Source organism: Chryseobacterium formosense, from assembly GCF_900116415.1.
Taxonomy (GTDB): Bacteria; Bacteroidota; Bacteroidia; order Flavobacteriales; family Weeksellaceae; genus Chryseobacterium; species Chryseobacterium formosense.
Genome location: NZ_FPAP01000005.1, coordinates 96,729 through 121,297, shown reverse-complemented (window position 1 = coordinate 121,297; position 24,569 = coordinate 96,729). Strand labels below are relative to the sequence as shown.

The window sequence follows — 24,569 nt, the reverse complement described above, 5'->3', positions numbered from 1 at the left end:
TTAAAATTGATTAGATTTGTATTGATTAAATAAATTTTGCCTATGAGGAAATCTTCTACATTTTTACTGCATCAACGTTGCTTGATAAGCCGTTTTTTACATCGAAACGTGTTGTTGCACCAGACTAAATTCTATGTCAGCCAGATACGAAATATGTACCTGTTGGCGTTTTTAGAAAAAATAGAATCAGTAATTACAGAAATGAATTCACTGATTTACTTAAAACGTAATACCACTTCATTGTATTTTTAATTTTTTACTATTTATGAAGAAATTTCTATTCTCGTGGCTATTGTTTATAGTCACATGCATCAATGCCCAGATAAATTTGGGTGTAGGAAGTACTACGACGGGGATTGCCCCCATCAGTACATATTATGGATATTCTTATGTTCAGCAGATTTTTCCTAAAACTGAAATTAATGCTGCAGCTGCCGGAAATATTACTGGCCTGAGATTTTATTTAAGTTCATCTGCTACCCTTACCAACTCTGCGAGTTGGACGGTGTATTTAGGACATACAACAAAAAATACTTTTGATTCTAATACAGATTGGATTCCTGTAACTTCTCTGACTCAGGTTTTTATAGGTACGGTTACAAATAATGCAGGGGTTGTCGAAATCACATTGCCAACACCTTTTGCATATAACAATACCGATAACTTAGTCATAGCAGCAAGAGAAACTTCTCCGGATTATGACTCGAACAATTTTGCGGAAGCGATGTATGTTTATACTACCGCTACCAATAGATCGATCTATTATAGAAGTGATCCTACAAATCCTAATCCGGCGGCACCACCAACGGCATTAGGTAGGAATAACTATAATTCAGCAACAACTATTTTAGGATTAGCTCCAAGTCCTATTCCTGCATGTCCTACAGTGACTGCTCCGGCAGCAGCTGCAACTGGTGTTAGTTTAACACCAGCAATTACTTGGAATTCAGTGAGTGGAGCAACAGGTTATCGATTGTCAGTGGGTACAACATCTGGTGGTACTAATATTATCAACAATCAAGATCTTGGAAATGTGACAACGTTTACAATTCCAGCAGCGGCAGGATTGCAGTATAATACTCAATATTATTATACGATAAGCTCTTATAGTGCTACTAATCCGTCTGCAGCATGTTCTGTGAGAAGTTTTACAACTCAAACAATTCCTTGTCCTGCGGTATCTGCTCCTGCAGCTGGTGCAGTAGGAGTTTCTACAACGCCAACCATTACTTGGGCTGCGGTAACCGGTGCTACAGGTTATCGATTGACAGTTGGAACAACTACAAATGGAACTCAGGTTTTAAATAATGTAGATTTGGGAAATGTTACATCATACACATTCCCTACTGCACTTCAAAATAATACGCAGTACTTCTACAGAGTAAATTCTTACAATGCAGGAGGATCATCAGCATCATGTACAGAAAGAAATTTTAGAACAGTATGTAACGCGGTTACTGTATTACCATGGACTGAGAATTTCAATACACTGACTCCTATTGGTACAGGCATTGTTCCTCCATGCTGGGTTCAGGTTGCCGGAACGTACTCTTGGGTGTCTTCAAGTGCTGCTGCCTCTACAACATCACCTGGTCCTAGATCTGCGCCGAATTATATGAGAATTCAGTACAGCAATACAAACCCAAGTCAATTGTGGACTCCATCATTTACGCTAAACGCGGGAACTACTTACGAGTTTTCATTCTACTACCATACTGGTGGAACAGCAACTAACTTGATCGGTTTTACCGGAAATGTATTGGTTAATACGGCTCAGAGTATGACGGGCGCTACAAATCTCACCACATTTATTACGGCGACTCAAGGTACAGCGGCTTACACGCAACATAAAATTTTCTATACACCAACGACTACAGGAAATTATACTTTTGGGTTAAATGTTTCATCTAATGGTACTCCTTGGTACTTGGGAGTTGACGATTTCAGATTGAGAGTGGCTCCTACCTGTATAGAACCGTTAGGTGTAGTATCAACAGGTACTACAGGAAATACAGCACAAATTTCTTGGAATGCACCTACAACTAACCCTGCCGGATATGAAATTTATTACAGCACCACTACTACTCCGCCTACTACTCCACAGGTAACAGGTATTCCGGGAACAAGTACGAGTTATACTGTTCCGGGTCTAAGCCCATCAACAGTATATAACATATGGGTTAAGGCTATTTGTAGTGCTACAGATCAAAGTGATTTATCAGAACCGGTTTCGGTGATGACGACGCAAATTCCTGCAACCTTACCATATATTCAGCCATTTACAGGACCAAATGATTTTGGATTCTTAAATGGAACGCAAACCAATAAATGGGTTTACGGTTCTGCAACAGGGAATACAGGTAACTCGATCTATATTTCAAACACCACTGGAACAACGAATGCTTATTCAACATCAAATACTTCTGTTACACAAGCATATAGAGATATTTTAATTCCTGCCGGAACAACAATTGCAAACTTCTCTTTCGACTGGAAAGCACAGGGAGAATCAATTGGTAGTACACATTATGATTACCTAAGAGTATGGTTGGTTCCATCTAACTTTTTGCCTACTCCTGGAACACAAATTGGTGCTGCAACGGGTAGAATTCAAGTGGGACAGTTTAACCTTCAAGGTACTGCATGGCAGAATTTTTCTAATAACAGCTTAAATGTAAGTGGTTTTGCCGGAACGGTTATGCGTTTGGTATTTGAATGGAGAAATGATGGCAGTGGAGGTACACAGCCACCGGCAGCAGTAGATAATATTATATTAAGAGTTTGTAGTACAGATACACCAGTTGTTACTGTAACTCCGGCTTCTATTACACACAATTCTGCAACGATAGTTTGGCCACAGGATCCGGGAGGAGCATCTTATCAAATTAGATACAGACCGGTAGGTTCTACCCAATGGTTGCCTACGACTGGCCCGATCGGTGTGGCAGGTGTTTTAACACCAAATAATACTTATCAATTACAAGGTTTGCTATCATATACACTTTATGAAGTAGAAGTTGCTGCGGTTTGTAATACAACAAATGTTGGAGTTTTCTCTCATAATGAGTTTACAACAAGATGTGATCCTACTCCTCCGAATATTACAATTAGTAATATTACCCCTACATCTGCTTTAATAACATGGAATCCACTTGCAGCTGGTTCTACTTATGAATTGCAATGGAAAGAAGTAGGTGCTCCAGTATGGAACCCTGTTTTACCTTCAACACCACAACCACCGGCAAATAGCTATTTGCTGCAAGGTTTAAGTTCTTATAAAACCTATGAAGTAAGGATACGAAATACATGTATCGGATCTACAACTCCTAACCCATGGTCTACATCTCAGGTGTTTACTACAGTAAGAGTTTGCGAAATTCCGCCTCCGGGATTAACGATCAATCAGTTGACTCCTACAACTGCTGAAGTTGTTTGGGATGCTTATACAGGTCCTGGAGCTACAAATACTTATATTTTAAGATATAGAAAAGTTGGAATTCCAAGCTGGACTAACGTAAATGTTAACACAAACACTCATACTTTGGTTGGATTATTAGAATTGACTAAATATGAAATGCAGGTTGCAAACATTTGTAGTGGTACTCCGGGTAACTTTACGCCATTATATTATTTCACTACACCTACAGTAGTATATTGTCCGATGCAATCTGGTAGTGCAGCTACAGAATTTATTTCAAAAGTTACTGCTAAACCGACAGGTAAGCCTGAAATGACAAATGCTACTGCTGGAGCTCCTTATTCAGACTTTACAGCCAACCCGGTGAAATTCATCGATATGATTCAAGGGTCTGTAGGTAACCAGATTATTGTTGATAAAACAATGTCTTCTGGAGCAAATGCAGGAGTTTCTGTTTGGATTGACTTTGACAGAAGCGGAACTTTCGATCTAAATGAAAGAATTTTAGCTGATGGTCCGAATACAAATGCAACAGCGAGTGCGACATTTGGTGTTCCTGCTAACGCTTATGTAGGCTCTACCGACAAATATGTTGTGATGAGAGTTGCAATGTCAAAAGACGGTATTCCTGTAAACTGTACAAACTTTGCTAACGGGGAAGTAGAAGATTATACTGTAAGAATCTCTAAATTACCTTCAGCGAATACAGTGAACCAAGACGAAATTCTTATCTATCCAAACCCTGTAAAATCAGTGTTGAATGTTAAGAATGTTAGCAAGAAAGCTAATTATAAGATTTACAGTGCTGCAGGTCAGTTAGTTTCAAGCGGTGTGATCTTAAACAATAAGATCGACGTGAGCAGATTGATCAATGGAGTATATGTAATAGATATTGATGATGTTCAGGGTACTGCCCAGAAAAAATTCATCAAAGAATAATAATCAATAAATAAGATAAGCTCTCAGAAATGAGAGCTTATTTTTTGGCAATATTTTTAAAATTAAGTAAAACAAAAGTCCCTCTGAAATTTTCAGCGGGACTTTGTTTATTCTATATCAAAGATAATTTTTTCCGTTTGTTCTTTTAAATCTTCAAGATTAGTATTGTTGTAGATAACGCAGTCGGCAAGTTTTATTTTGTCCTTTTCAGGCATTTGTTTTTCCATAACAGCTTGTACTTCTCTGTAGGTCTTTCCGTCACGATCCATTACCCTTTTAATTCTGAAATTATCCTCTGCAGTAACTAAGACTGAACGATAACATTGAAGATTTAGTTTTAATTCAAACAATAACGCAGTCTCTTTAAAAACAAGATACTTTTTTTGTTTCTTTACCCAATCTTCAAAATCAATTCGAACTGCCGGATGGATGATTCCGTTTAAGCTTTGCAGTAAATCTTTATTATTAAAAACCTTTTCAGCAACGAATTTTCGGTTGTAAAAACCATTTTCATCATAAGCCTCATTACCTAAAAGTTCTTTGATTTTTAGCTTTAAATCCTCATTATCATTCACAATATCTTTTGCTCTGTCATCCGAGTAATACACTGGGAATCCGCATTCTTCAATGAATTTGGCAACAGTAGTTTTTCCGGAACCTATTCCGCCTGTCAAACCAATGATTTTGGGAGCAGATAACGGGTCAGGTTCTAATTTCTGGGTTTCTGAATGTAGTTCTTCCATAATTAAAAATTAATATCCAAAAACATCATTAAAACTAAAAGTCTCATCCAGTCTTACCCCTTTTTCAGTCATTTTAAGACTTGCCAATTCGTGATGAGCATCGTGCTCGAAAAACAACAGATAATCATTATCTACACATTGTTTCAGAAATTTTCCTTTTTCTTCTAAAGTTAAAAGTGGTCTTGTATCATAACCCATCACATACACATGAGGAATGTGTCCTGCTGTAGGAATTAAATCCGCCGCAAAAACAATCGTTTTTTCCTGATATTGAAGTACAGGAAGCATTTGTTTTTCAGTATGACCATCAACAAAAATTACATCCATTTTCAGATCCGGAGCAAACCCATAATTTCCGTTTTGAGGAAGTGGTAAAAAGTTCAGTTGTCCACTCTCCTGAATCGGAATAATATTTTCCCTCAAGAAGCTCGCTTTTTCCCTTGCATTAGGTTCGGTAGCCCATTGCCAATGGTTTTCGTTCGTCCAGAACTGTGCATTTTTGAATGCTGGTCTGTAACCTGTTTTGTCATCGTTCCATTCAATTGCGCCACCGCAGTGGTCGAAATGAAGGTGGGTTAAGAAAACATCGGTGATGTCTTCTCTTACGAAACCATATTTTTTTAAGTTTTTGTCTAAATTGTCGTCTCCCCAAAGCGAATAATGCCCGAAAAATTTATCGTCCTGTTTGTTTCCAAGACCGCAATCTATTAATATCAATTTTTTCCCGTCTTCCACAAGAAGAGAACGTGTTCCCAGTTCAATTAGATTTTTTTCGTCTGCAGGATTGGTTTTTTCCCACAGACTCTTTGGGACGACTCCAAACATCGCTCCACCGTCGAGCTTAAATTTTCCACATTGTATAGGATATAGTTTCATATAGTATTTTGATTTTTATTTTAATTGGTTACTAATTTGAAATTCATCAAATCGTATTTTTTCAATACATCAAATATTGGTTTTGTTTTAGAAAATGTAGTTTCAGAACTGCCGATAATATAAATTTTAGAATTTCTTATGTATTTTAGATTACTTTTAATGAAGTTTTCAATTTCAACTTTATCATTCGAAACTAGATATTTTTTGCCTAAAGAAATTTTATAATTATCATCCCTAATTTCAATTTTTACTGAATCAATTTTTTTTAAAATCTCTACTTCATTATTTGTTGCAAATCTTGTTTCTTTAGATTTAAAGATCAAAGTCGGAGCAATAGTTAAGAGAAGAAAAAATATGGAAAGACCTATTTTTTTCATATTAAAATAATTCCCCCGGATTTTTTGGTCTTGCTATATTCAAATGTTTATAAGCTTTATCTGTCACTTCTCTTCCTCTCGGAGTTCTGATGATAAACCCTTCCTGAATCAGAAATGGTTCATAAACTTCCTCCAAAGTCTCAGGATTTTCCGCAATAGATGTTGCTAAAGCCGAAATTCCTACAGGTTTTCCTTTGAAATTTTCGATCATCACACGCATTATTTTGTTATCCATTTCGTCCAGACCAAATTCGTCTACATTTAATGAATTTAAAGCATATTTTGTGATCTCAATTTCAATTTCTCCGTTACCTTTAATTTCTGCAAAATCCCGAACTCTTCTCAAAAGCGCATTCGCAATTCTCGGAGTTCCTCGGCTTCTTCTTGCAATTTCAATGGCTGCATCTTCATAAATTTTCACGCCCAAAACTCTTGAACTTCTGATAATAATCATCGATAATAATTCAATTGTGTAATATTCCAGTCTGCTCTGAATTCCGAATCTTGCCAACATAGGTTTTGTCAACATTCCGCTTCTTGTCGTAGCACCTACTAGAGTAAAAGGATTCAGACTAATCTGAACACTTCTCGCATTTGGGCCTGTTTCAAGCATAATATCAATTTTATAATCTTCCATTGCAGAGTACAGATATTCTTCCACAACAGGCGAAAGTCGATGGATCTCATCGATGAAAAGAACATCATTTTCCTCAAGATTGGTCAATAAACCTGCTAAACTTCCGGGTTTATCCAAAACAGGACCGGATGTAATCTTACAATTTACACCGAGTTCATTCGCAATAATATTGGCTAAAGTAGTTTTTCCTAAACCTGGGGGACCATGTAAAAGAACATGATCGAGTGCACCGCCACGTTTTTTGGCAGCGGTTACGAAAACTTCAAGATTTTCTAAAGTTTTTCTCTGTCCTGCGAAATCCTTGAAACTCTGCGGGCGAATTTGCTCCTCCTGCATAAGTTCCTCGTTGGAGTAATTGTCTTTATCTGGATGTAAAAAATCAGGCATTAATTCAGTTTCATTTACCGTAAAGATAGGAAATTTAGGTTTAGGCTGATAGGGAGATTAAGGAAAAAGTTGGCATTTGAATACAACAGATATTTTAAGTATTTTTGAGAGAGAAAATTTTAAAGATAAAAATTGTTCAGTTTATAACGATGTAGAGATTCCTAAGGAATGACAAAAAGTACGCACCGTTTGTCATTCCGTAGGAATCTAGGCAAAATGATATTAAAAAAGTTACAGAATTATTTTTTATCTAAACTTTAGCTTTAAACTAAATAAATGAGATTAATTGGTCCTTTCAAGCAAGTGGTAACTCTTGCCAATCTCCCGTTAAGAGGAAAACTTTCTGACGAACAACTTGAAATTATTGTTGATGGCGGAATTTTAATTAATAATGATAAAATCCAGCAAGTCGGAAATTTTGAAACATTAAAATCAGAAAATCAAAATTTAGAAATCGAAATGATTGAAGGAGTGCAAATTGCACTTCCAGCTTTCGTAGATTCTCACACCCATATTTGCTTTGGCGGAAACCGTGCAAATGATTTTGCCATGCGAAATGCCGGGAAAACATATCTTGAAATTGCTGAGAGCGGCGGAGGAATCTGGAGTTCGGTTCAGCATACCAGAAATGCTTCGGAGGAAGAATTATTAAAAACTTTATTGGAAAGAATAGATTTTTTAATTTCTCTTGGAATTACAACAATTGAAGTAAAAAGCGGTTATGGTTTAGATGTAGAAAACGAACTGAAAATGCTTCGAATCATCAAAAAAGCTCAGGAACAGACAAAAGCGACATTAGTTCCGACTTGTCTTTCAGCTCATTTAAAGCCGAGAGATTTTGAAGGAAGTAATGAAGAGTATTTACAATATATTTTAAAAGAAATTTTACCAAAAGTAAAAGAAGAAAACCTCGCAAAACGAGTTGATATTTTTATTGAAAAATCTGCATTTCAACCTGAAGAAAGTAAAGAATTCTTACTTAAAACTAAAGAATTAGGTTTTGAAATTACGGTTCATGCAGACCAGTTTACTCCGGGAAGTTCAAGAATTGCAGTCGAAGTTGGCGCAAAATCTGCAGATCATCTGGAAGCAACGATTGATGAAGATATTGAGTTTTTAGCAAAATCAGATTCGGTGGCAACAGCTTTGCCGGGTGCAAGTTTAGGATTGGGTGAAAAATTTACTCCTGCAAGAAAATTATTAGATGCAGGAGCAATTGTAGCGATTGCAAGCGATTGGAATCCGGGTTCTGCTCCAATGGGAAATTTAATTACGCAAGCTTCAATATTAGCGACATTTGAAAAATTGACAACAGCTGAAGTTTTGGCTGGAATAACTTTCCGTTCGGCTTTTGCGCTTAATCTGGAAGACAGAGGAAGTTTAAAAAAAGGTCTGAAAGCAGATTTTGTTACTTTTAAAACAAATAATTTCCAGAATGTTCTGTATAATCAGGGAAGTCTGAAAGCCGAAAATGTATACATTGATGGGAATAAAATAAAATAGCATGGGAATTTTCGATAAAGTTTTTGGAAAGAAAGAAGAAAACGAGGGAGCAGAAATCAAAACATATAAAGATTTCTGGGATTGGTTTATGACTAAAGAAAAAGATTTTTTTGAGGTTGTGAAAAACCATAATAATATCGAAACAGATTTCTTTGATCTACTGGCTTCAAAGCTAAAACTGCTTAATGAAGGATATTATTTTCTTTGTGGAATGAGTCAGGACGAAATAGCAGAATTGATTATTACTGCAGACGGAGATATTAAAAATATTGTTTTTGCAGAAGAACTTGTCGCAGAATCTCCGAAGCTTGACCGATGGAAATTTACTGCATTAAAGCCCGAAATGAATCTAGACCACGGAATCAAAATGGATGGAAGAGATTTTTCTAAGGAAAATATTTCCTTTTATTCGAATGAGATTGATAATTATCCCGATGAAATTGATATTACTTTCGTTTACGATGGTTTGAATGAAGAAAACAAAAATGCTTGCGTAACCGGAGTTTGTGTTTTTTTAGACAATTTCTTAGGCGAACTTAATTTTGCCACACAAATTGACACATTTAATGTAATCGGTAGAGACGATGCTGAGAAAGAGCTTGTTCCTATTTCGAAGCTGAAGGATTTTTTATCCTGGCGTGAAAGAGAATTTACAGAGAAATATAAGAATGTAAAAAACTTTGAAGAAGAAGATCAATATACCATTTTAGAAGCAACTTTAAAAAACGGACTTCCTTTGATTGCAACAATCAATACTTCTTTATTGAATTATGATTCCAAAGCTTCTTATCCTTGGATTTCTGTTTTGAAAGTTGAATATAATGGTGAAAATAACAACGGACTTCCCGAAAAAGAAGACTACGAAAAGTTGAGCAATATTGAAGAAAAGATGATTGAGGCATTGAAAATTAAAGAAGGAAATCTGTATATCGGTAGAGAAAACGCTGAAAACCTAAAAGAAAGTTATTTTGCTAGTAAGGATTTCAGGAAACCATCGAAAATTTTGCGACAGGCAATTAAAGATAATCCGGAATATAAAATGTCACTTGAAATTTATAAAGATAAATATTGGCAGAGTTTTGAACGTTATAATGTAAATCAAAATTAATTTAAAATGATTTGGCAAGGAAGACTGGATGGTGAAGAATTACTTTATCACAGAATATTTCAGAGAGTAAAAGTGGAAACCAACTATGATGCGGTTTCAACGAACGATTTCGTTTTGCACGGATTTGCCGTTGATGAAGGGGTTCGCAGAAATAAAGGAAGACAGGGCGCAAAAGATGCCCCGGATCTTATCCGAAAAAATATGTCGAATTTCCCTGTTGTTTTACCAAATTTTTCTCTTCTCGACTTTGGAAATATTACCTGTGAAGATGGCAATCTTGAAAATACTCAGAATGAGCTGGCAAAAAATGTTTCTAAAGTTTTATTGAAAGGTGGTAAATCTTTGGTTCTTGGTGGTGGTCATGAAGTCACATTTGGTCATTATCGTGGGGTAAGAATTGCCTTTCCTGAACAGAAAATAGGTATTATTAATTTTGATGCTCATTTTGACAACAGACAGCCTGAAAATGGAGTAAGAGTAAGCTCTGGAACAGGTTTCTGGCAAATTGCTCAGGAAGGAGAAATCAATTCTTTACATATCGGAATCCAGAGAAATTCTAATACTTTGAAATTGTTTGATACCGCGCATCAGTTCGGAATGAAATACATTCTTGCCGATGAATTATTTTTTGAAAACCTTCCGTCGATATATGAAAGAGTAAATGAACTTGCAGATTCGGTTGATGTTCTTTACATGACGATTTGTATGGATGTTTTCAATGCTTCCATTGCACCGGGAGTTTCGGCTTCTGCTTACAACGGGATTTTTGCAGATGCAGCTTTTATGCATTTGTATAAACATATTCTTAGAAATGAAAAACTGGTTGCTTTGGATATTGCAGAAGTTAATCCGCATTTTGATATTCAGGATCGTACGGCAAGATTGGCGGCGAGTTTGGCGAATGAATGGTTGATGATTTAGTAAGAATTGAGCAGATTATGCAGATTTATTGAATTAAAGATCGGCTCAATCTCCTTACTCTGGTGAACGTTTTTAATACGATTCATTCGAACGAATTCATTTTAAAGAAATAAAATGTTTTAGCCTAAATAAATACATTTCATAGAATTTATCAGTAATTATATATGATATAAGGAACAATATTTGTTGCCTTAAAAATGCTTATCCAAAAGCAGAAGATTTGTTATGAATCTTTAAAAATGGAAAATCTAACATGGAAAATTTAATAGAAAACAAGCTGTTAAAAGCTGATCAGGCTTTTCAGGAATGGAAGAAAGTTCCGTTTGAAGAAAAACAGAAACTCATTGCACAAGCTGCAGAAATTTTTAAATCTAAATCTGAAATTTTTGGCGAAATCATTACCAGTGAAATGAATAAACCTATTTCTCAGGCTATTTCTGAAGTTGAGAAATGTGCTTTAATGATGAATTATTATGCTGAAGCTGAGAATATTTTAAGTCCGGAAAAAATAGAATCTGAATATAAAATTTCAGAAATCCATTATGTCCCGAAAGGAGTAATATTAGGAGTAATGCCTTGGAACTTCCCTTTCTGGCAGGTTTTGAGATTTGCGACACCTGCAATTTTGGCTGGAAATACAGTTGTTTTAAAACATGCATCCATTTGTTTCGGAAGCGGAAACGCTATTGAAAAAGTTTTTATCGAGGCAGGTTTTCCTGAAGACGTTTTCCAGAATCTGGAAGTTGGTCATGGTGAAGTAAAAGAAATTTTAGAACATAAAACCATTAAAGGAGTAAGTCTTACCGGAAGTGAAAGAGCAGGAGCGGAAGTGGCTGCAACAGCTGGTAAAAACATTAAAAAATCTTTACTTGAGCTAGGTGGAAGCGATGCGTTCATCGTTTTGAATGATGCGGATCTTGATGAAGCTGCGAAATCTGGTGCTTTGGCAAGACTTCAGAATTGCGGACAAACCTGTGTTGCGGCTAAAAGATTTATTATTCAGAGAGACATTGAGTTTGATTTCCTTCCCAAGTTTATTGAAGAATATAAAAAATACGTTCCGGGAGATCCGAAACTAAAAGAAACAAAATTAGGCGGAATGGCAAGACCCGATTTGGCAGATGATCTGGAAAAACAATATCAGAAGGCTTTAGATCATGGTGCAGAAGCAATTATTCCGTTGGAAAGAATCTCTGAGAATGAATTTAATCCCGGATTAATCAGAGTAGAAGAAGGAAACCCTATTTTGCAGGAAGAATTATTTGGTCCTCTGGGAATGGTGATGATTGCCGAAAATGATGATGAAGCTTTAGAAATGGCGAATAATATTCCTTTTGGTTTGTCGAATGCAGTTTGGACAAAAAATAAGGAACGTCAACAGTTTTTTATCGATAATCTTGAATCCGGAACAGTGAATATCAATAGAATGACCAGTTCTGATCCTCGTTTTCCGTTTGGGGGTACAAAGTCTTCCGGTTATGGAACCGAGCTTTCTTTATTGGCTTTAAAAGAGTTTGTGACGGCGAAAACTATTTTAGGTAAATAAACATAAAAAACTCCCGATTCAATCGGGAGTTTTCATTTATATATCAAAGATAATAATATTAAATCGTCGTTAATCTCAAAGTATTTGTCTTTCCACCTTCGTAAGACGGTGTTGCGTTGATGTTGATGACGAAATCTCCGCTTTCGATGTAACCATGATTATGAGTTAACATATTTACCTGAATGATGGTTTCATCAGTTGGCTTATTCATGTCATAATAATACGCACGAACTCCCCAAAGAAGATTCAACATTGTGATTACTCTCTTATTTCCACTGTAAACAATAATGTGAGAATTCGGTCTGTGAGCCGACAATTGGAAAGCAGTATAACCAGAACTCGTTAAAGTTACAATTGCAGCTACATTTGTACTTTTTGCAATTCTTACTGCTGCAAGACAAACTCTGTTCGTAATAAAACGCTCATCGATGCAGTTGTAATCTTTTTCAATAGGCTCATTTTTGTGCTGATAGAAATTCGTCATTTCGATATTCTTCACAATTTTTGCCATATTTTCAACCACCTGAACAGGATATCTACCTACAGAAGTTTCCCCTGAAAGCATTACCGCATCAGCTCCGTCCAATACAGAGTTGGCAACGTCATTTACTTCAGCTCTTGTTGGCGTTAAACTGTTGATCATGGTTTCCATCATCTGTGTAGCGATAATTACAGGTTTTGAGTAGAATCTGGCTCTTTCGACAAGATTTTTCTGAATCGCAGGAACTTCTTCCATCGGAACTTCTACACCCAAATCTCCACGGGCAACCATCAATCCGTCACATTCCAATAAAATCTGATCAATATTTTTTACGCCTTCAGGTTTTTCAATTTTCGCAATAATTGGAGTTTTAAACTTACCATTTTTATGCTTAGAAATAAGTTCTTTCAAATCAATAATATCCTGTGCATGACGTACGAATGAAAGCGCAATCCAGTCTACTTCCATATCCATCATGAAATTAGCATCCTGAATATCTTTTTCAGTCAAAGCCGGAAGAGAAACATTGGTATTCGGAAGGTTTACCCCTTTTTTAGAACTCAAAGGTCCACCCTGAATTGTTTTAGCTTTTACAGTGTCAATTTTATTCGTTTCAAGAACCTCAAGAACAAGTTTCCCATCGTCGATCAAAATTCTTTCCCCAACATTTACATCCTGAGGAAACTGCTGATACGTCATGTAAACTTTCGTAGAATCTCCTTCGATTTTTTCATTGGTAAATGTAAGAATGTCTCCCGGGTTTAGGTAAGAACCTTCTTTTACAACACCTACTCTTAGTTTTGGACCCTGCAAATCTCCTAAAATGCTTACGGAGTAACCGTATTCTTTATTAAGATCTCTGATGATTTCTATATTGGAACGAACTAAATCGTAATCTGCGTGAGAAAAATTGATTCTAAAAACGTCAACACCCGCTCTCATCAATCCTAACATTACCTCCTTCGATGATGAAGCAGGCCCAAGTGTTGCGATAATTTTTGTCTTCTTTAAATACTTATTCATAATACTGTATTATTTGATAGAGTTCTTCTTCAGAACTCAGATTGTAATCCTGAATCGGAAATGCAAGATTTTCAGCCAGCAAAATTACGGAAAAATCAGGAAATTGTTCCGAACTATGCAGAATATATTCTACTTCTGGATGATTATTTAATAAAAATTTAATGTTTTCTTCTTCTGCGAAGAGCTCAGTTTGTAATTTTTTTTGATTACTTTCTGAAGATTTGTTGGAGATAAATGTAAAACAGGTCTTGGTATGCTTGTGATAAGCTTCAAACCTGGGAAAATAAAAATCATAATAGATCCCATGAAAAACAAGATCTTTTATTCTTGAAAACTTTAAATCATTGTGTTGATTGATTTTGAAAAAAAACTCATGATCCGGGATATGTTTTACTAATCTTACCAAGGCAATGGCAATATCTTCAAATTCTATATCGTCAATATCATAAAGTTTTTGGATTTCCAAGTATATTTTCTTTTTTATTTAAAATATAAAATGCTCTCTGAGCAGCTTTTTCTTCAGCTTTTTTCTTCGAAGTTTCCGTGGCATTCGAAATCTTCTCATTCCCAAGCCATACATGACAACGGAAAACGATCGATTTGTTTACCTGAATTTCTTCGCAGGTTTCGTACTTTATATTCAGTTTCTTTTTCTGGCTCCATTCCAGCAAAAGACCTTTGTAGCTTACAATTTTATTTTCAAGCTTGTTGATTTCCGTTGGCGTGAGCAGTCTCTCCAAAACGATTCTTTTGCAGGTTTCGTATTGGAAATCTAAATAAACTGCACCAATTAACGCTTCAAAGAGATTCCCTGAAATGTTTTCGCCTAAGGCAACAGAATTGTTTTTTTGTAAAAGATCGGTAAGCTTTAAATCTTCTCCTAATTTATTGAGATTTTTCCTATTTACAATCTTCGATTTCATCTGCGTCATGTATCCTTCATTAGCTTTAGGATAGGTTTGAAACAAATGGCACGAAATAATTGTACCCAAAACAGAATCTCCTAAAAATTCAAGTCTTTCGTAGTTACTTTCCTGATTTTTAGAAGAAGTTTTAATTGAAAAAGCTTCGCGGTAAAAACTCATATTCTGAACATCAGTGCCTAAAATTTTATTTAGCTCTGTAGTCAGGAAATAGTCTCTTTCCGTAAGTTGTCTTTTTCTTTTTTTGAGAAGGAATTTAGAAAAGTATTTCTGTAACTCCATTCAGTAATAATTAGATTTTCTTAAACAGAACGCAGGCATTGTGCCCACCAAATCCAAAAGTATTACTCATGGCTACTTTTACATCTTTTTTTACAGCTTCATTGAATGTGAAATTCAATCTGCTGTCGATGTTCTCATCATCAGTAAAATGGTTGATGGTAGGAGGAACAACACCATGAATAATAGTTCCTAAAGCAGCAATTGCTTCAATAACTCCGGCTGCACCCAAAAGGTGACCCGTCATTGATTTTGTAGAATTAATCTGAATGTCGTAAGCGTGCTCACCCAATAATTTTGAGATTGCGCTGGATTCTGCAATGTCTCCTAATGGAGTAGATGTACCATGCATGTTGATGTGATCTACTTCATCAGTAGTTAATCCTGCATCTTCCAGACAATTTTTCATTACCAGATAAGCTCCTAAACCTTCAGGATGAGGTGCCGTCATATGATGTGCGTCTGCACTCATACCGCCACCCAATAATTCTGCATAGATTGTTGCACCACGCTTCACAGCGTGTTCGTACTCTTCAAGGATGATACAGCCTGCTCCTTCTCCTAAAACAAATCCATCTCTGTCTTTGTCGAAAGGTCTTGATGCAGTTGTAGGATCATCGTTTCTTGTTGAAAGTGCCATCATTGCATTAAATCCGCCAACGCCACTTGCCGTAACGGCAGCTTCAGAACCCCCGCAAACGATAACGTCTGCTTTACCGAGCTGAATAAGCATTTTAGAATCAATTAATGCATTTGCTGATGATGCACAAGCAGAAACTGTAGTGTAATTGGGACCATGAAAACCATATTCAATAGAAATATGACCAGGTGTAATGTCCGCAATCATTTTAGGAATAAAGAAAGGATTAAATCTCGGGATGTCTGTATTTGCCCATCCCAAAACTTCAGTTTCGAAAGTCTCCAAACCACCAATTCCTGATCCCCAAATCACTCCGACTCTGTTTTTATCAACATTGTCTTCCATGATTTTTGAATGACTTACTGCCTCTCTTGCAGCAACCAATCCAAGCTGGGTGTTTCTATCCATTTTTTTAGCTTCTTTCTTATCGAAATGGTCTAATGGATTGAAGTTTTTCACCTCACAAGCGAACCTTGTTTTGAAGTTTGTGGCATCAAAAAGAGTAATAGGAGCGGCTCCGCTCTTGCCTTTTACAAGGCTTTCCCAGTATTCATTCGCATTATTACCGACGGGTGTTATTGCGCCAAAACCGGTTACAACTACTCTTTTTAATTCCATAAACTTTTAAAATTTTCTTTGTTGAAGAATATTATTTATTTACTACTTCTTCTATATAAGCGATAGCGTGCCCTACAGTAGTAATTTTTTCAGCTTGGTCATCAGGGATTTGAATATTAAATTCTTTTTCAAATTCCATGATTAACTCAACTGTATCTAGTGAGTCTGCTCCTAAATCATTTGTGAAGCTAGCCTCAGGAGTTACTTCTGTTTCTTCAACGTCAAGCTTATCAGCGATGATAGCTTTTACTCTTGATGCAATGTCTGACATAGTAAATTATTTTTTTTAATTGTTAGATGGTGCAAATATATAAAATTCTTTACGATAAAACATTTTTTTAGTCTTTTTTGTGGGTAGAGTATTTATTATTTATTATATTTTGAGATACTTATTTCGTTATCAGTGATTTATATTCCGGAGAATTTTTCAGGTCTTTTTAGTCAGTTATTTCTTTTAGTTTTAAATAAGCCTTTACGCATTCATGTGATTGTTGTTTATATAATTTGAAGTTATTTTGATTGATTTTAAAATAGCCTTTACAGTTACAACCGCCGAGGTAAAATTCTATATTTGTGGACTAATTTTAAGCATTAAATAATGTCGGCTACTGCTCTTAAGCTTGTTCCTATGATAGATTTTGTGATTGAATATTATTCTCATGAAGGTTATGCAGATCTTCATACACTTAATCTTATGAATAATTATGCAAATTTTCTCAGATTGCCACTTGCTTTAAATATGTTTGTACCTGTAGATCGATCAGGAAATATTCTGAAAGAACCTAAGAGTTTTGACAGCTGGAAATCTCTTGCCCATAATCAGATTATTGATGATGAAGATCAGACGGAACTTAACGAATATAAAGCTTATCAAAAGGCAAAAGATAAGTGTCTTTTCGGAGATTTTAAAGTTGCATACAATGGTTTTTCTGTCGTGAGAATTGTTGCTTCCTATGACCATAATGTGGAATTGTCATTCAGCAAAACAGAAAACATTTTTCAAGGCTTTAATACTGTAGAATCTCTTATCCGATTTGATGAAATATTTCTGACTAAAGCTGCCTTGAAGAAAATAGGTTTAAAGATCTGATATTTCAGAATTGGTGATGTATTAAATTTTATTAGTATAATCGTTAATAATAATTCACTATGTTAATTTATATAACAAAAAAATACTAATTTTAGTGCTTTGAAATTTGAGCTGTAAAATTTCTGCTCTTATTTTAAGTCTTCTTCTTGTTTATTATAATGTGGTGGATTTATATGTTTAATGGTTTTTAAAGAAGGAGCCTGTAAAAAAAACATTAAAACACCATATCATGAAAATGAACCTCCCTCATTCTCTTTCGGAAAACTACCGAAAGAAATTTCCCAATTTCCTTTTAGATAAAATGGATGACTTTTATGTAAACCGCTTGCATAAAGAATGGAACGGAAAGCATATTCTTCGTGGAGCAATTCCTTCCGAAAATTCAATTAATCTATCAAGTAATGATTATCTGCACTTGTTCAGAGATTTTGAAATTCTAAACTCTGAAACTCAAAAATTTGATGAGACTCCCGGAACACCTTTGATGTCGGCTTCCTTCATTCATGGTGATGCGCCTCAAGCTGTTCTGGAAAAAAGAATGGCTTCTTTTTTTGAATCTGAATCAGCCTTGCTTTGTCAGTCAGGATATGTGGCGAATCTTGGTCTTTTGCAGGCGTTGGTAGAAGATACGGATGTTCCGGTGTATATTGATATGATGGCGCACATGAGCCTCTGGAACGGTATTCGTCTTGGAAACGGCAAAGCGATCCCTTTTTTACATAATGATATTAACTATCTGAAAAGAAAGATTGAAGAGCATGGCGCGGGAATAATCGTTGTGGATTCTGTGTACAGCAGCGACGGAAGTGTGGCTCCTTTGTCAGATATTGCAGAAATTGCTAGAACGAAACATTGTACTTTGGTAGTAGATGAGTCCCATTCATTGGGAACCCATGGTCCGAATGGAAAAGGACTCGTTGTAGAATTGGGAATTACAGATGTTGTTTTGTTTAGGACGGCGAGTCTGGCTAAAGCTTTTGCTTCACGTGCTGGCTTAATTTTATGTCCGGAAGAATTCGGAGATTTCTTTAATGTGACTTCCAAACCGCAAATATTCAGTTCTGCATTAATGCCTTTTGATATTAAAAGTTTAAATACTGTACTAGATTTGATCAATTCGGAAACAGGAAACGACAAGAGATTGAAATTAGATCATAATTCAAAACAATTAAAGAGTTTTTTGCAGGAAAAAGGAATAGATGTAAACGAGAGCCAGTCACAAATAATTGCCCTTAAAGCTAATTCTGAAAGCAAAATCATGCTTTTGAAAGAAATTTTAGAAAACGAACAGGTTTTTGGAGCTCCTTTCTGCACACCTGCCACTTCGAAAAAGAGACCTGTTTTGCGATTTTCTCTTCACTCGGAATTGCAGCTTAATCAACTCGAATATGTTGCTGCGGCCTGTGAAAAAGCTTTTTCGGTACTTAAAATATAAAGTTTTTTATATGGGATTTATTTTGTTCTTGCTTGAATTTTTTTAAGCAAGAACTTTAAATATCTAATATGTGGTAAAATAAATTGTATAAAAAAAGAGAAAATGTAATGTTTACAAATTCTCTTTAGTTTAAAAAGTGGAGTTGGAGGGATTCGAACCCTCGTCCAAACAAGCAATACATAAGCTTTCTACATGCTTATTCTACTATTGGTTTTCGACTGAAAGCAGAGAGCAGACGCCCAACTTCCAGCTTATCTTCTGAGGTTTTCGAGCTTTAGCCGAAGTGTCTAAAACCTTATTTCCGCATTCCTATATCCCATGATCAAACGCCGCAGAACAGAGCGATTGTGGAATATCTTGCTTCCCTACTGAAATCTTCGGGAAAACGCTTGATCTACTATACTTCGATATTAAGCTGCAAGAGCGAACTCTTCGTTGCCAGTTAAAATTTTGTAGCAAGGGATTATAGAGATCGCGCTACGGTTCTCTGCATGCTTACTTACCCATTGGTCTTGCTGTCGAAACCAGTCAACCCCATGAATAATGGTACAAAGATAGAGTTTTTTGTTTAAATTAAATTAATATTCTTATCATATTCTGTGAAATATTGAAATTTAAGTACTGATAATTTTGTGGTTTAATAAAAAACGTTTACTTTTGCAATCCAAAATGAGATGTAATATATGTTAATAATTCCAGTAAAAGACGGAGAGTCTATCGACAGAGCATTAAAAAAATATAAAAGAAAATTTGACAAAACTGGTACAGTTCGTCAGCTAAGAGCTAGACAACAGTTTATCAAACCTTCTGTAACTCTTAGACAAGCTAGATTAAAAGCGGCTTATAAGCAAAGAGGATTAAGCAAGGAAGAGCAGGCTTAAGAAATTTTCTTAGACACATACTAAAATCACTTCTTGAATAGTTATATTTAAGAAGTGATTTTTTGTTTTATATTTACAGTATGGTAGACAAGTTTTTAGATTATTTACAATTCGAAAAGAGGTATTCACCCCATACAATTACCAGTTATCGACGGGATTTGGAAGATTTTCATTCATTCTATATAAAAACGGAAGGTTCTGAAGATTTGTTTAAAGCCAATAAAAAAGTAATCCGCAATTTTGTTGTTGAGCTTAGTGAGAACGGGATTTCTAAACGTACCGTCAACCGGAAGCTTTCTACACTCCGTAGTTTCTATTTGTTTCTTTTAAAACTTGGTGAGATTAAAGTTTCTCCTGTTGAAAGTATTTCTTCTTTAAAATTTTATCCGGAAAAGCAGATTCCTATCTCTCAGGATGAAATGGAAGTTCTACAGACCAAAATTTTTGATGAGGTAGAAGATGTTTTAGAAAAGTCTATTGTCGAAACTTTGTACCAAACCGGAATCCGGAAATCTGAACTTTGTGGCTTAATATTTGAAAGTGTAAACTTAGAAGGAAACGAGCTCAAGATTTTAGGGAAAGGAAATAAAGAAAGGTATATTCCGATCTCCGAAACTTTAAGCAATCTGCTTAAAGACTATCTTAAAGTACGTGTACCACAAGATGAATTTAAAAAGTATTTTTTTGTCAATAAAAAGGGAAAAAAACTCACGGAAAAATTTGTCTATGTAGTAGTTAATAAGTACCTTAGTCTTGTAACTTCTAAACAAAAAAGAAGTCCTCATATTTTAAGACACAGCTTCGCGACGCATGTTTTAGACAATGGGGCAGAGATATCAAAAGTTAAAAAAATATTGGGTCATTCAAGTCTTGCAAGCACACAGGTGTACACTAATGCCAATATAGAACAGTTGAAAAAAGTGTTTAATCAAGCTCATCCAAGAGCAATTAAAAAAGAAGAATTATGAAGATTTCAGTACAAGCAATCGGCTTAACTCCACACGAACCACTAGAGTCACATGTTGACAAAAAAGTAAGCAAACTAGACACGTTTTATGACAAAATTCAGGAATGCAAAGTGTTCTTGAAAGTTGAAAATAATTCAGACAAATCAAATAAAACCACCGAATTGATTTTGGTCGTGCCGGGAGATGATATCGTAGTAAAAAAAACAACCGCAAGTTTTGAAGAAAGTTTAGATCAATGTGTTGATACTGCTAAGAAACTGTTAATCAAGAAAAAAGAATTGGCTTAATAAAAAAAGCAAAAAAACTTCTCGAAAAGTTTTAGAATTCAAAAAATCCGTTCTATATTTGCACACGCAAAAAAGGAACAGTGATCTTTTGAATTCTTTTTGTTTAAATTGCTTCCATAGCTCAGTTGGCCAGAGCACGTGATTTGTAATCTCGGGGTCGTGGGTTCGAATCCCTCTGGAAGCTCAATTTAATATAAAATATCTGGGGAGATTCCAGAGTGGCTAAATGGGACTGACTGTAACTCAGTTGCTTCGGCTTCGTAGGTTCGAATCCTGCTCTCCCCACATTTTATATTAAAAAAAAGTCTTGCGAGTTTAAAAGAATTTTTTTAAATTTGCAGACTGTTACCAATGATTTTGGAAACAAAATTGCGGAAGTAGCTCAGTTGGTAGAGCGTCAGCCTTCCAAGCTGAATGTCGCGAGTTCGACCCTCGTCTTCCGCTCAAATTTCACACCTTCAAGGCGTGATTTTTTTTACTACTGATGTAGAAAAGAGTAGATTTTCTCTTACAGCTCTCAGTTGAAATGTTTAAATTGCTTCCATAGCTCAGTTGGCCAGAGCACGTGATTTGTAATCTCGGGGTCGTGGGTTCGAATCCCTCTGGAAGCTCAATTTAATATAAAATATCTGGGGAGATTCCAGAGTGGCTAAATGGGACTGACTGTAACTCAGTTGCTTCGGCTTCGTAGGTTCGAATCCTGCTCTCCCCACATTTTATATTAGAAAAAGTTGCATAAATAAAGGATTTTTCCTAAGTTTGCACAACGTTACCAATAGTTTTGGAAACAAAATTGCGGAAGTAGCTCAGTTGGTAGAGCGTCAGCCTTCCAAGCTGAATGTCGCGAGTTCGACCCTCGTCTTCCGCTCAACAGAAATCATGCTTTTTAGTGTGATTTTCTTGTTTAAGCCGACTTAGCTCAGCGGTAGAGTGCTTCCTTGGTAAGGAAGAGGTCACGGGTTCAAGTCCCGTAGTTGGCTCATAATTTTATACAAACTTACTGATTACAGTAAGTTTTTTTTATTTCTACTAATTCTCCAAAATGCTTTCTTAAAGCTGGATTTACATTAATATAAATCGTGTTTTTGTTCAAACATTTTCAGACATTTACTCTTAAATATTAACCTAAACCTAAGCCTTTCAAAGTTTAATATTATTTTAATCAATCATAATATCGGCTTCAAATTACTTTAATGATAAGTCTTTAGAAATTCTTATAATTAAACGTGCCCACTTCTTCAAAATAATTCCGGCGAAGAATTTTGAAATTTTCATTAAATTCGTAATAAATAATTTCCCAAATGAATATTCTTTTATTGGAAGATGATTTAATTCTTTCTGCCGAACTGAGTAAATTTTTAGAATCAAATAATTTCAATTGTGACAAGATTTATGATGGTGAAACTTTTCTTCGCCAAATTAAAAACAGTTCTTATGATTTGTATCTTTTAGATATTAATGTTCCGAAGATTAATGGGCTTGATGTTTGCCAAACCATCCGTACGTTTGATAAAAATACACCGATTATTATCATTTCGGCTTATGGCGATATTTCCGATAAGAAAGATGCATTCACAAGATTGGCAGATGATTATTTGGTGAAACCTTTCCAGTTCGAAGAATTGTTATTGAGAATGAATTCTCTTTTAAGAAGAAAAGCACCTTCTGAAAGCGTGGATCTGGATATTATCAGAATTGATGATTTAATTATCAATAAAACTGAACAGAAAGTTTTCCGTGCAGGAAACGAAATTGCTTTAACACTGAAAGAATTCCAGCTTTTGGTTTATTTGGCAGAAGCGCAGGGAAGAACGGTTTCTAAGCAACAGATTACCGAAAATGTTTGGGAACATAATTTTAATACCAATACCAATACAGTTGAGGTTTATATTAATTTCCTGAGAAAAAAGATCGATAAAGAATATAAAGTGAAGCTGATTCACACGAGATCAGGTTTCGGATATTATCTAAATCCTTTATAGATGTCTTTAAAAAGAAAGATTGCGCTTACTTTGAGTGTGTCGTTTTCCTTGCTGTTTGGTATTGTTCTCATCATCATTTATATTTCGTTTGATGATTTCCGGCGTGAAGAATTCAAAGACCGGTTTATAAGACGGTTAGGATTTACGACCAATTTTATTTCAAAATCTAAAAATTTTGAGGAAGAAGCACCTATTTTTTTCAATGAAAACTCAGATAATTTTCTTCTCAATGAAACCATTTTAATATTTAATGGTCAAAAAGAACTTATCTACAGCACCTTAAAAGACCAAAAAGTAACCTGGGACAAAAATTTATTGTCAGAATTAGACAAAAAAAAAGATGTTTATAAAGAAGAAGCAATTCCGGAAGTATATGCTTCATTGAAAAATATTAACGGTGACAATTATTATATCCTTACAAGCGCCTATGATACCAACGGAAGATCGAAACTCGCCTATCTGAAATATCTTTTAATTACTGCTTTTATTACCTGTACTTTATTGATTGGATTTTTCTCCTATTATTTTATGGGTAAATTTCTACGGCCTTTAGAAGATCTGAATAAAGAAATTTCTGAGGTTACGGCTCATAAACTCACGACACAAATTCCGGTGGAGCAGTCGAATGATGAAATCAGTATTTTAGCCAATTCGTTCAATACGATGATTTCAAGGTTAAATGACGTTTTCCAGTCACAAAAAGATTTTACGGCAAGTGCATCACATGAAATCAGAACACCGATTACAAGGATGGCTTTTCAGCTTGAAAATTTAATTAAACTCGAGCAGCACTCTCCCGATACGCTTTCGGCATTACAACAGATGTTGAAAGATGTTTATCAGTTATCTGATCTTACAAATTCACTTCTGCTTCTCACAAAATTCGACAAAGAAAATATTCAGACTATTTACGAAGAAGTACGAATCGATGAAGTGATTTTTGAGTCTTTCGACAGGGTACAGAAAAGTTACCCTAATTTAAAAATGGATTTTGGCATTTCCGAAGAAACCCAGGAAAACGCTTTTCTTACAATCAATGGAGTTCAGTCGCTTTTAGATATTGTCTTTATTAATTTACTTAAAAATGCAGCAGTTTATTCAGACAATGCCGATGCAAAAATTTTAATCACAGAGACTGAAAAAAATCTTTTGGTTGACATTCTTTCAGAAGGTAAAACGATTTCCGAAGAAGAGCAACCCAAACTTTTCGAAGCTTTTATGCGTGGAAATAACTCTCAGAATATTTCCGGTTCCGGTTTAGGCTTGAGAATCGTCAAAAGAATCTTAGAATATCACGGTGCAGAAATTTCTTACGCTTCACTTTCAAAAAATTTAAATAAATTCAGCATTACTTTTGATAAGTGAATTTAATTTAATTTCTCGCAGATTACGCTGATTTTGCACATATTTAAAATCAGCGTAATCTCCAAAATCAGTGAGAGTTTTTCATCAGTATTATTTTGTTTTCAATTGACAAATCAAGAATTTAATTTTATTTTAAGCCTCA

The 24,569-nt window shown here is 35.3% G+C and carries 21 protein-coding genes, 7 tRNA genes and 1 other RNA gene; 19 read left to right on the top strand and 10 right to left on the bottom strand.

The genetic code is table 11. The features are described 5' to 3' along the window. Positions 1–265: 265 nt before the first annotated feature. A complete protein-coding gene (locus BM371_RS17565) occupies positions 266–4,357 on the top strand; it encodes a fibronectin type III domain-containing protein (RefSeq protein ID WP_081874590.1) in 4,092 nt (1,363 codons plus the stop codon). 107 nt (positions 4,358–4,464) lie between these two features. On the opposite strand, the gene coaE is transcribed toward BM371_RS17565, so the two are convergent. From coaE to ruvB, 4 genes are read right to left on the bottom strand one after another with little or no spacing between them, the layout of a single operon-like run. Beyond that, entirely contained in the window at positions 4,465–5,100 is a 636-nt protein-coding gene (gene coaE / locus BM371_RS17560; protein WP_034679100.1) for a dephospho-CoA kinase, read from the bottom strand. A gap of 9 nt (positions 5,101–5,109) precedes the next feature. Continuing rightward, the gene (locus BM371_RS17555; protein WP_034679103.1) at positions 5,110–5,976 is read right to left on the bottom strand and encodes an MBL fold metallo-hydrolase; all 867 of its coding nucleotides are present in this window, start codon (positions 5,974–5,976) and stop codon (positions 5,110–5,112) included. A gap of 20 nt (positions 5,977–5,996) precedes the next feature. Beyond that, a complete protein-coding gene (locus BM371_RS17550) occupies positions 5,997–6,353 on the bottom strand; it encodes a hypothetical protein (protein ID WP_034679104.1) in 357 nt (118 codons plus the stop codon). Position 6,354: 1 nt separating this feature from the next. Then, on the bottom strand, positions 6,355–7,377 hold the full coding sequence (gene ruvB / locus BM371_RS17545; protein WP_034679106.1) for a Holliday junction branch migration DNA helicase RuvB: 1,023 nt from the start codon (positions 7,375–7,377) through the stop codon (positions 6,355–6,357). Positions 7,378–7,653: 276 nt separating this feature from the next. Between ruvB and hutI the strand changes: the two genes are divergently transcribed. From hutI to BM371_RS17525, 4 genes are all read left to right on the top strand, one after another. After that, positions 7,654–8,880: an imidazolonepropionase gene (gene hutI, locus BM371_RS17540; protein WP_034679107.1), complete on the top strand. Its 1,227-nt coding sequence runs from the start codon at positions 7,654–7,656 to the stop codon at positions 8,878–8,880. Between the two features lies 1 nt (position 8,881). Beyond that, positions 8,882–9,988 (top strand): DUF695 domain-containing protein, encoded by a 1,107-nt coding sequence (locus BM371_RS17535; protein WP_034679109.1) that lies wholly within the window; start codon positions 8,882–8,884, stop codon positions 9,986–9,988. A gap of 6 nt (positions 9,989–9,994) precedes the next feature. After that, positions 9,995–10,909, top strand: a complete 915-nt coding sequence (hutG, locus tag BM371_RS17530) for a formimidoylglutamase (protein ID WP_034679110.1) — start codon at positions 9,995–9,997, stop codon at positions 10,907–10,909. 253 nt (positions 10,910–11,162) lie between these two features. Beyond that, entirely contained in the window at positions 11,163–12,455 is a 1,293-nt protein-coding gene (locus BM371_RS17525) for an aldehyde dehydrogenase family protein (RefSeq protein WP_034679112.1), read from the top strand. 58 nt (positions 12,456–12,513) lie between these two features. Here BM371_RS17525 and pyk read toward each other — a convergent pair whose 3' ends face one another. Genes pyk through BM371_RS17500 form a run of 5 tightly spaced genes read right to left on the bottom strand, consistent with a single transcriptional unit; the run spans position 12,514 to position 16,690 of the window. Then, a complete protein-coding gene (gene pyk, locus BM371_RS17520) occupies positions 12,514–13,959 on the bottom strand; it encodes a pyruvate kinase (protein WP_034679113.1) in 1,446 nt (481 codons plus the stop codon). Further along, the gene (locus tag BM371_RS17515; protein ID WP_034679116.1) at positions 13,952–14,425 is read right to left on the bottom strand and encodes an IPExxxVDY family protein; all 474 of its coding nucleotides are present in this window, start codon (positions 14,423–14,425) and stop codon (positions 13,952–13,954) included. The genes pyk and BM371_RS17515 overlap by 8 nt, the downstream gene beginning before the upstream one ends. Beyond that, positions 14,403–15,164: a ribonuclease III gene (rnc, locus tag BM371_RS17510; protein ID WP_034679119.1), complete on the bottom strand. Its 762-nt coding sequence runs from the start codon at positions 15,162–15,164 to the stop codon at positions 14,403–14,405. The genes BM371_RS17515 and rnc overlap by 23 nt, the downstream gene beginning before the upstream one ends. A gap of 10 nt (positions 15,165–15,174) precedes the next feature. After that, a complete protein-coding gene (fabF, locus tag BM371_RS17505; RefSeq protein WP_034679121.1) occupies positions 15,175–16,419 on the bottom strand; it encodes a beta-ketoacyl-ACP synthase II in 1,245 nt (414 codons plus the stop codon). A 31-nt stretch (positions 16,420–16,450) separates the two neighbouring features. Beyond that, the gene (locus BM371_RS17500) at positions 16,451–16,690 is read right to left on the bottom strand and encodes an acyl carrier protein (protein ID WP_002976354.1); all 240 of its coding nucleotides are present in this window, start codon (positions 16,688–16,690) and stop codon (positions 16,451–16,453) included. A gap of 327 nt (positions 16,691–17,017) precedes the next feature. Here BM371_RS17500 and BM371_RS17495 point away from each other — a divergent pair, with 327 nt between their 5' ends. Together BM371_RS17495 and cqsA are read left to right on the top strand one after the other, a co-directional pair. Then, complete coding sequence (locus BM371_RS17495) at positions 17,018–17,509, top strand: hypothetical protein (RefSeq protein ID WP_034679123.1); 492 nt, start codon at positions 17,018–17,020, stop codon at positions 17,507–17,509. Positions 17,510–17,738: 229 nt separating this feature from the next. Next, the gene (cqsA, locus tag BM371_RS17490) at positions 17,739–18,944 is read left to right on the top strand and encodes an alpha-hydroxyketone-type quorum-sensing autoinducer synthase (protein WP_074958866.1); all 1,206 of its coding nucleotides are present in this window, start codon (positions 17,739–17,741) and stop codon (positions 18,942–18,944) included. A 134-nt stretch (positions 18,945–19,078) separates the two neighbouring features. Here the strand turns inward: cqsA and ssrA are convergent. Then, positions 19,079–19,480: a transfer-messenger RNA gene (gene ssrA, locus BM371_RS17485) on the bottom strand. Positions 19,481–19,627: 147 nt separating this feature from the next. Between ssrA and rpsU the strand changes: the two genes are divergently transcribed. The 12 genes from rpsU to BM371_RS17425 all read left to right on the top strand — a co-directional run bounded on the left by rpsU (position 19,628) and on the right by BM371_RS17425 (position 24,427). Beyond that, the gene (rpsU, locus tag BM371_RS17480; protein ID WP_034679125.1) at positions 19,628–19,825 is read left to right on the top strand and encodes a 30S ribosomal protein S21; all 198 of its coding nucleotides are present in this window, start codon (positions 19,628–19,630) and stop codon (positions 19,823–19,825) included. Between the two features lie 80 nt (positions 19,826–19,905). Next, positions 19,906–20,793, top strand: coding sequence for a tyrosine-type recombinase/integrase (locus BM371_RS17475; protein WP_034679128.1), 888 nt, complete (start codon positions 19,906–19,908; stop codon positions 20,791–20,793). Then, positions 20,790–21,080, top strand: a complete 291-nt coding sequence (locus BM371_RS17470) for an HPF/RaiA family ribosome-associated protein (RefSeq protein WP_034679130.1) — start codon at positions 20,790–20,792, stop codon at positions 21,078–21,080. The genes BM371_RS17475 and BM371_RS17470 overlap by 4 nt, the downstream gene beginning before the upstream one ends. A gap of 110 nt (positions 21,081–21,190) precedes the next feature. Further along, positions 21,191–21,264, top strand: a tRNA-Thr gene (locus BM371_RS17465). Between the two features lie 20 nt (positions 21,265–21,284). Beyond that, positions 21,285–21,365, top strand: a tRNA-Tyr gene (locus tag BM371_RS17460). An 86-nt stretch (positions 21,366–21,451) separates the two neighbouring features. Further along, a tRNA-Gly gene (locus BM371_RS17455) sits at positions 21,452–21,524 on the top strand. 93 nt (positions 21,525–21,617) lie between these two features. Beyond that, positions 21,618–21,691 (top strand) — tRNA-Thr (locus BM371_RS17450). A 20-nt stretch (positions 21,692–21,711) separates the two neighbouring features. Then, a tRNA-Tyr gene (locus BM371_RS17445) sits at positions 21,712–21,792 on the top strand. A gap of 83 nt (positions 21,793–21,875) precedes the next feature. After that, positions 21,876–21,948: transfer RNA gene (locus BM371_RS17440), tRNA-Gly, on the top strand. 40 nt (positions 21,949–21,988) lie between these two features. Next, positions 21,989–22,060: transfer RNA gene (locus BM371_RS17435), tRNA-Thr, on the top strand. Positions 22,061–22,381: 321 nt separating this feature from the next. Next, the gene (locus BM371_RS17430) at positions 22,382–23,062 is read left to right on the top strand and encodes a response regulator transcription factor (RefSeq protein WP_034679131.1); all 681 of its coding nucleotides are present in this window, start codon (positions 22,382–22,384) and stop codon (positions 23,060–23,062) included. Continuing rightward, positions 23,063–24,427, top strand: a complete 1,365-nt coding sequence (locus BM371_RS17425) for a HAMP domain-containing sensor histidine kinase (protein ID WP_034679133.1) — start codon at positions 23,063–23,065, stop codon at positions 24,425–24,427. Positions 24,428–24,569: the final 142 nt, after the last annotated feature.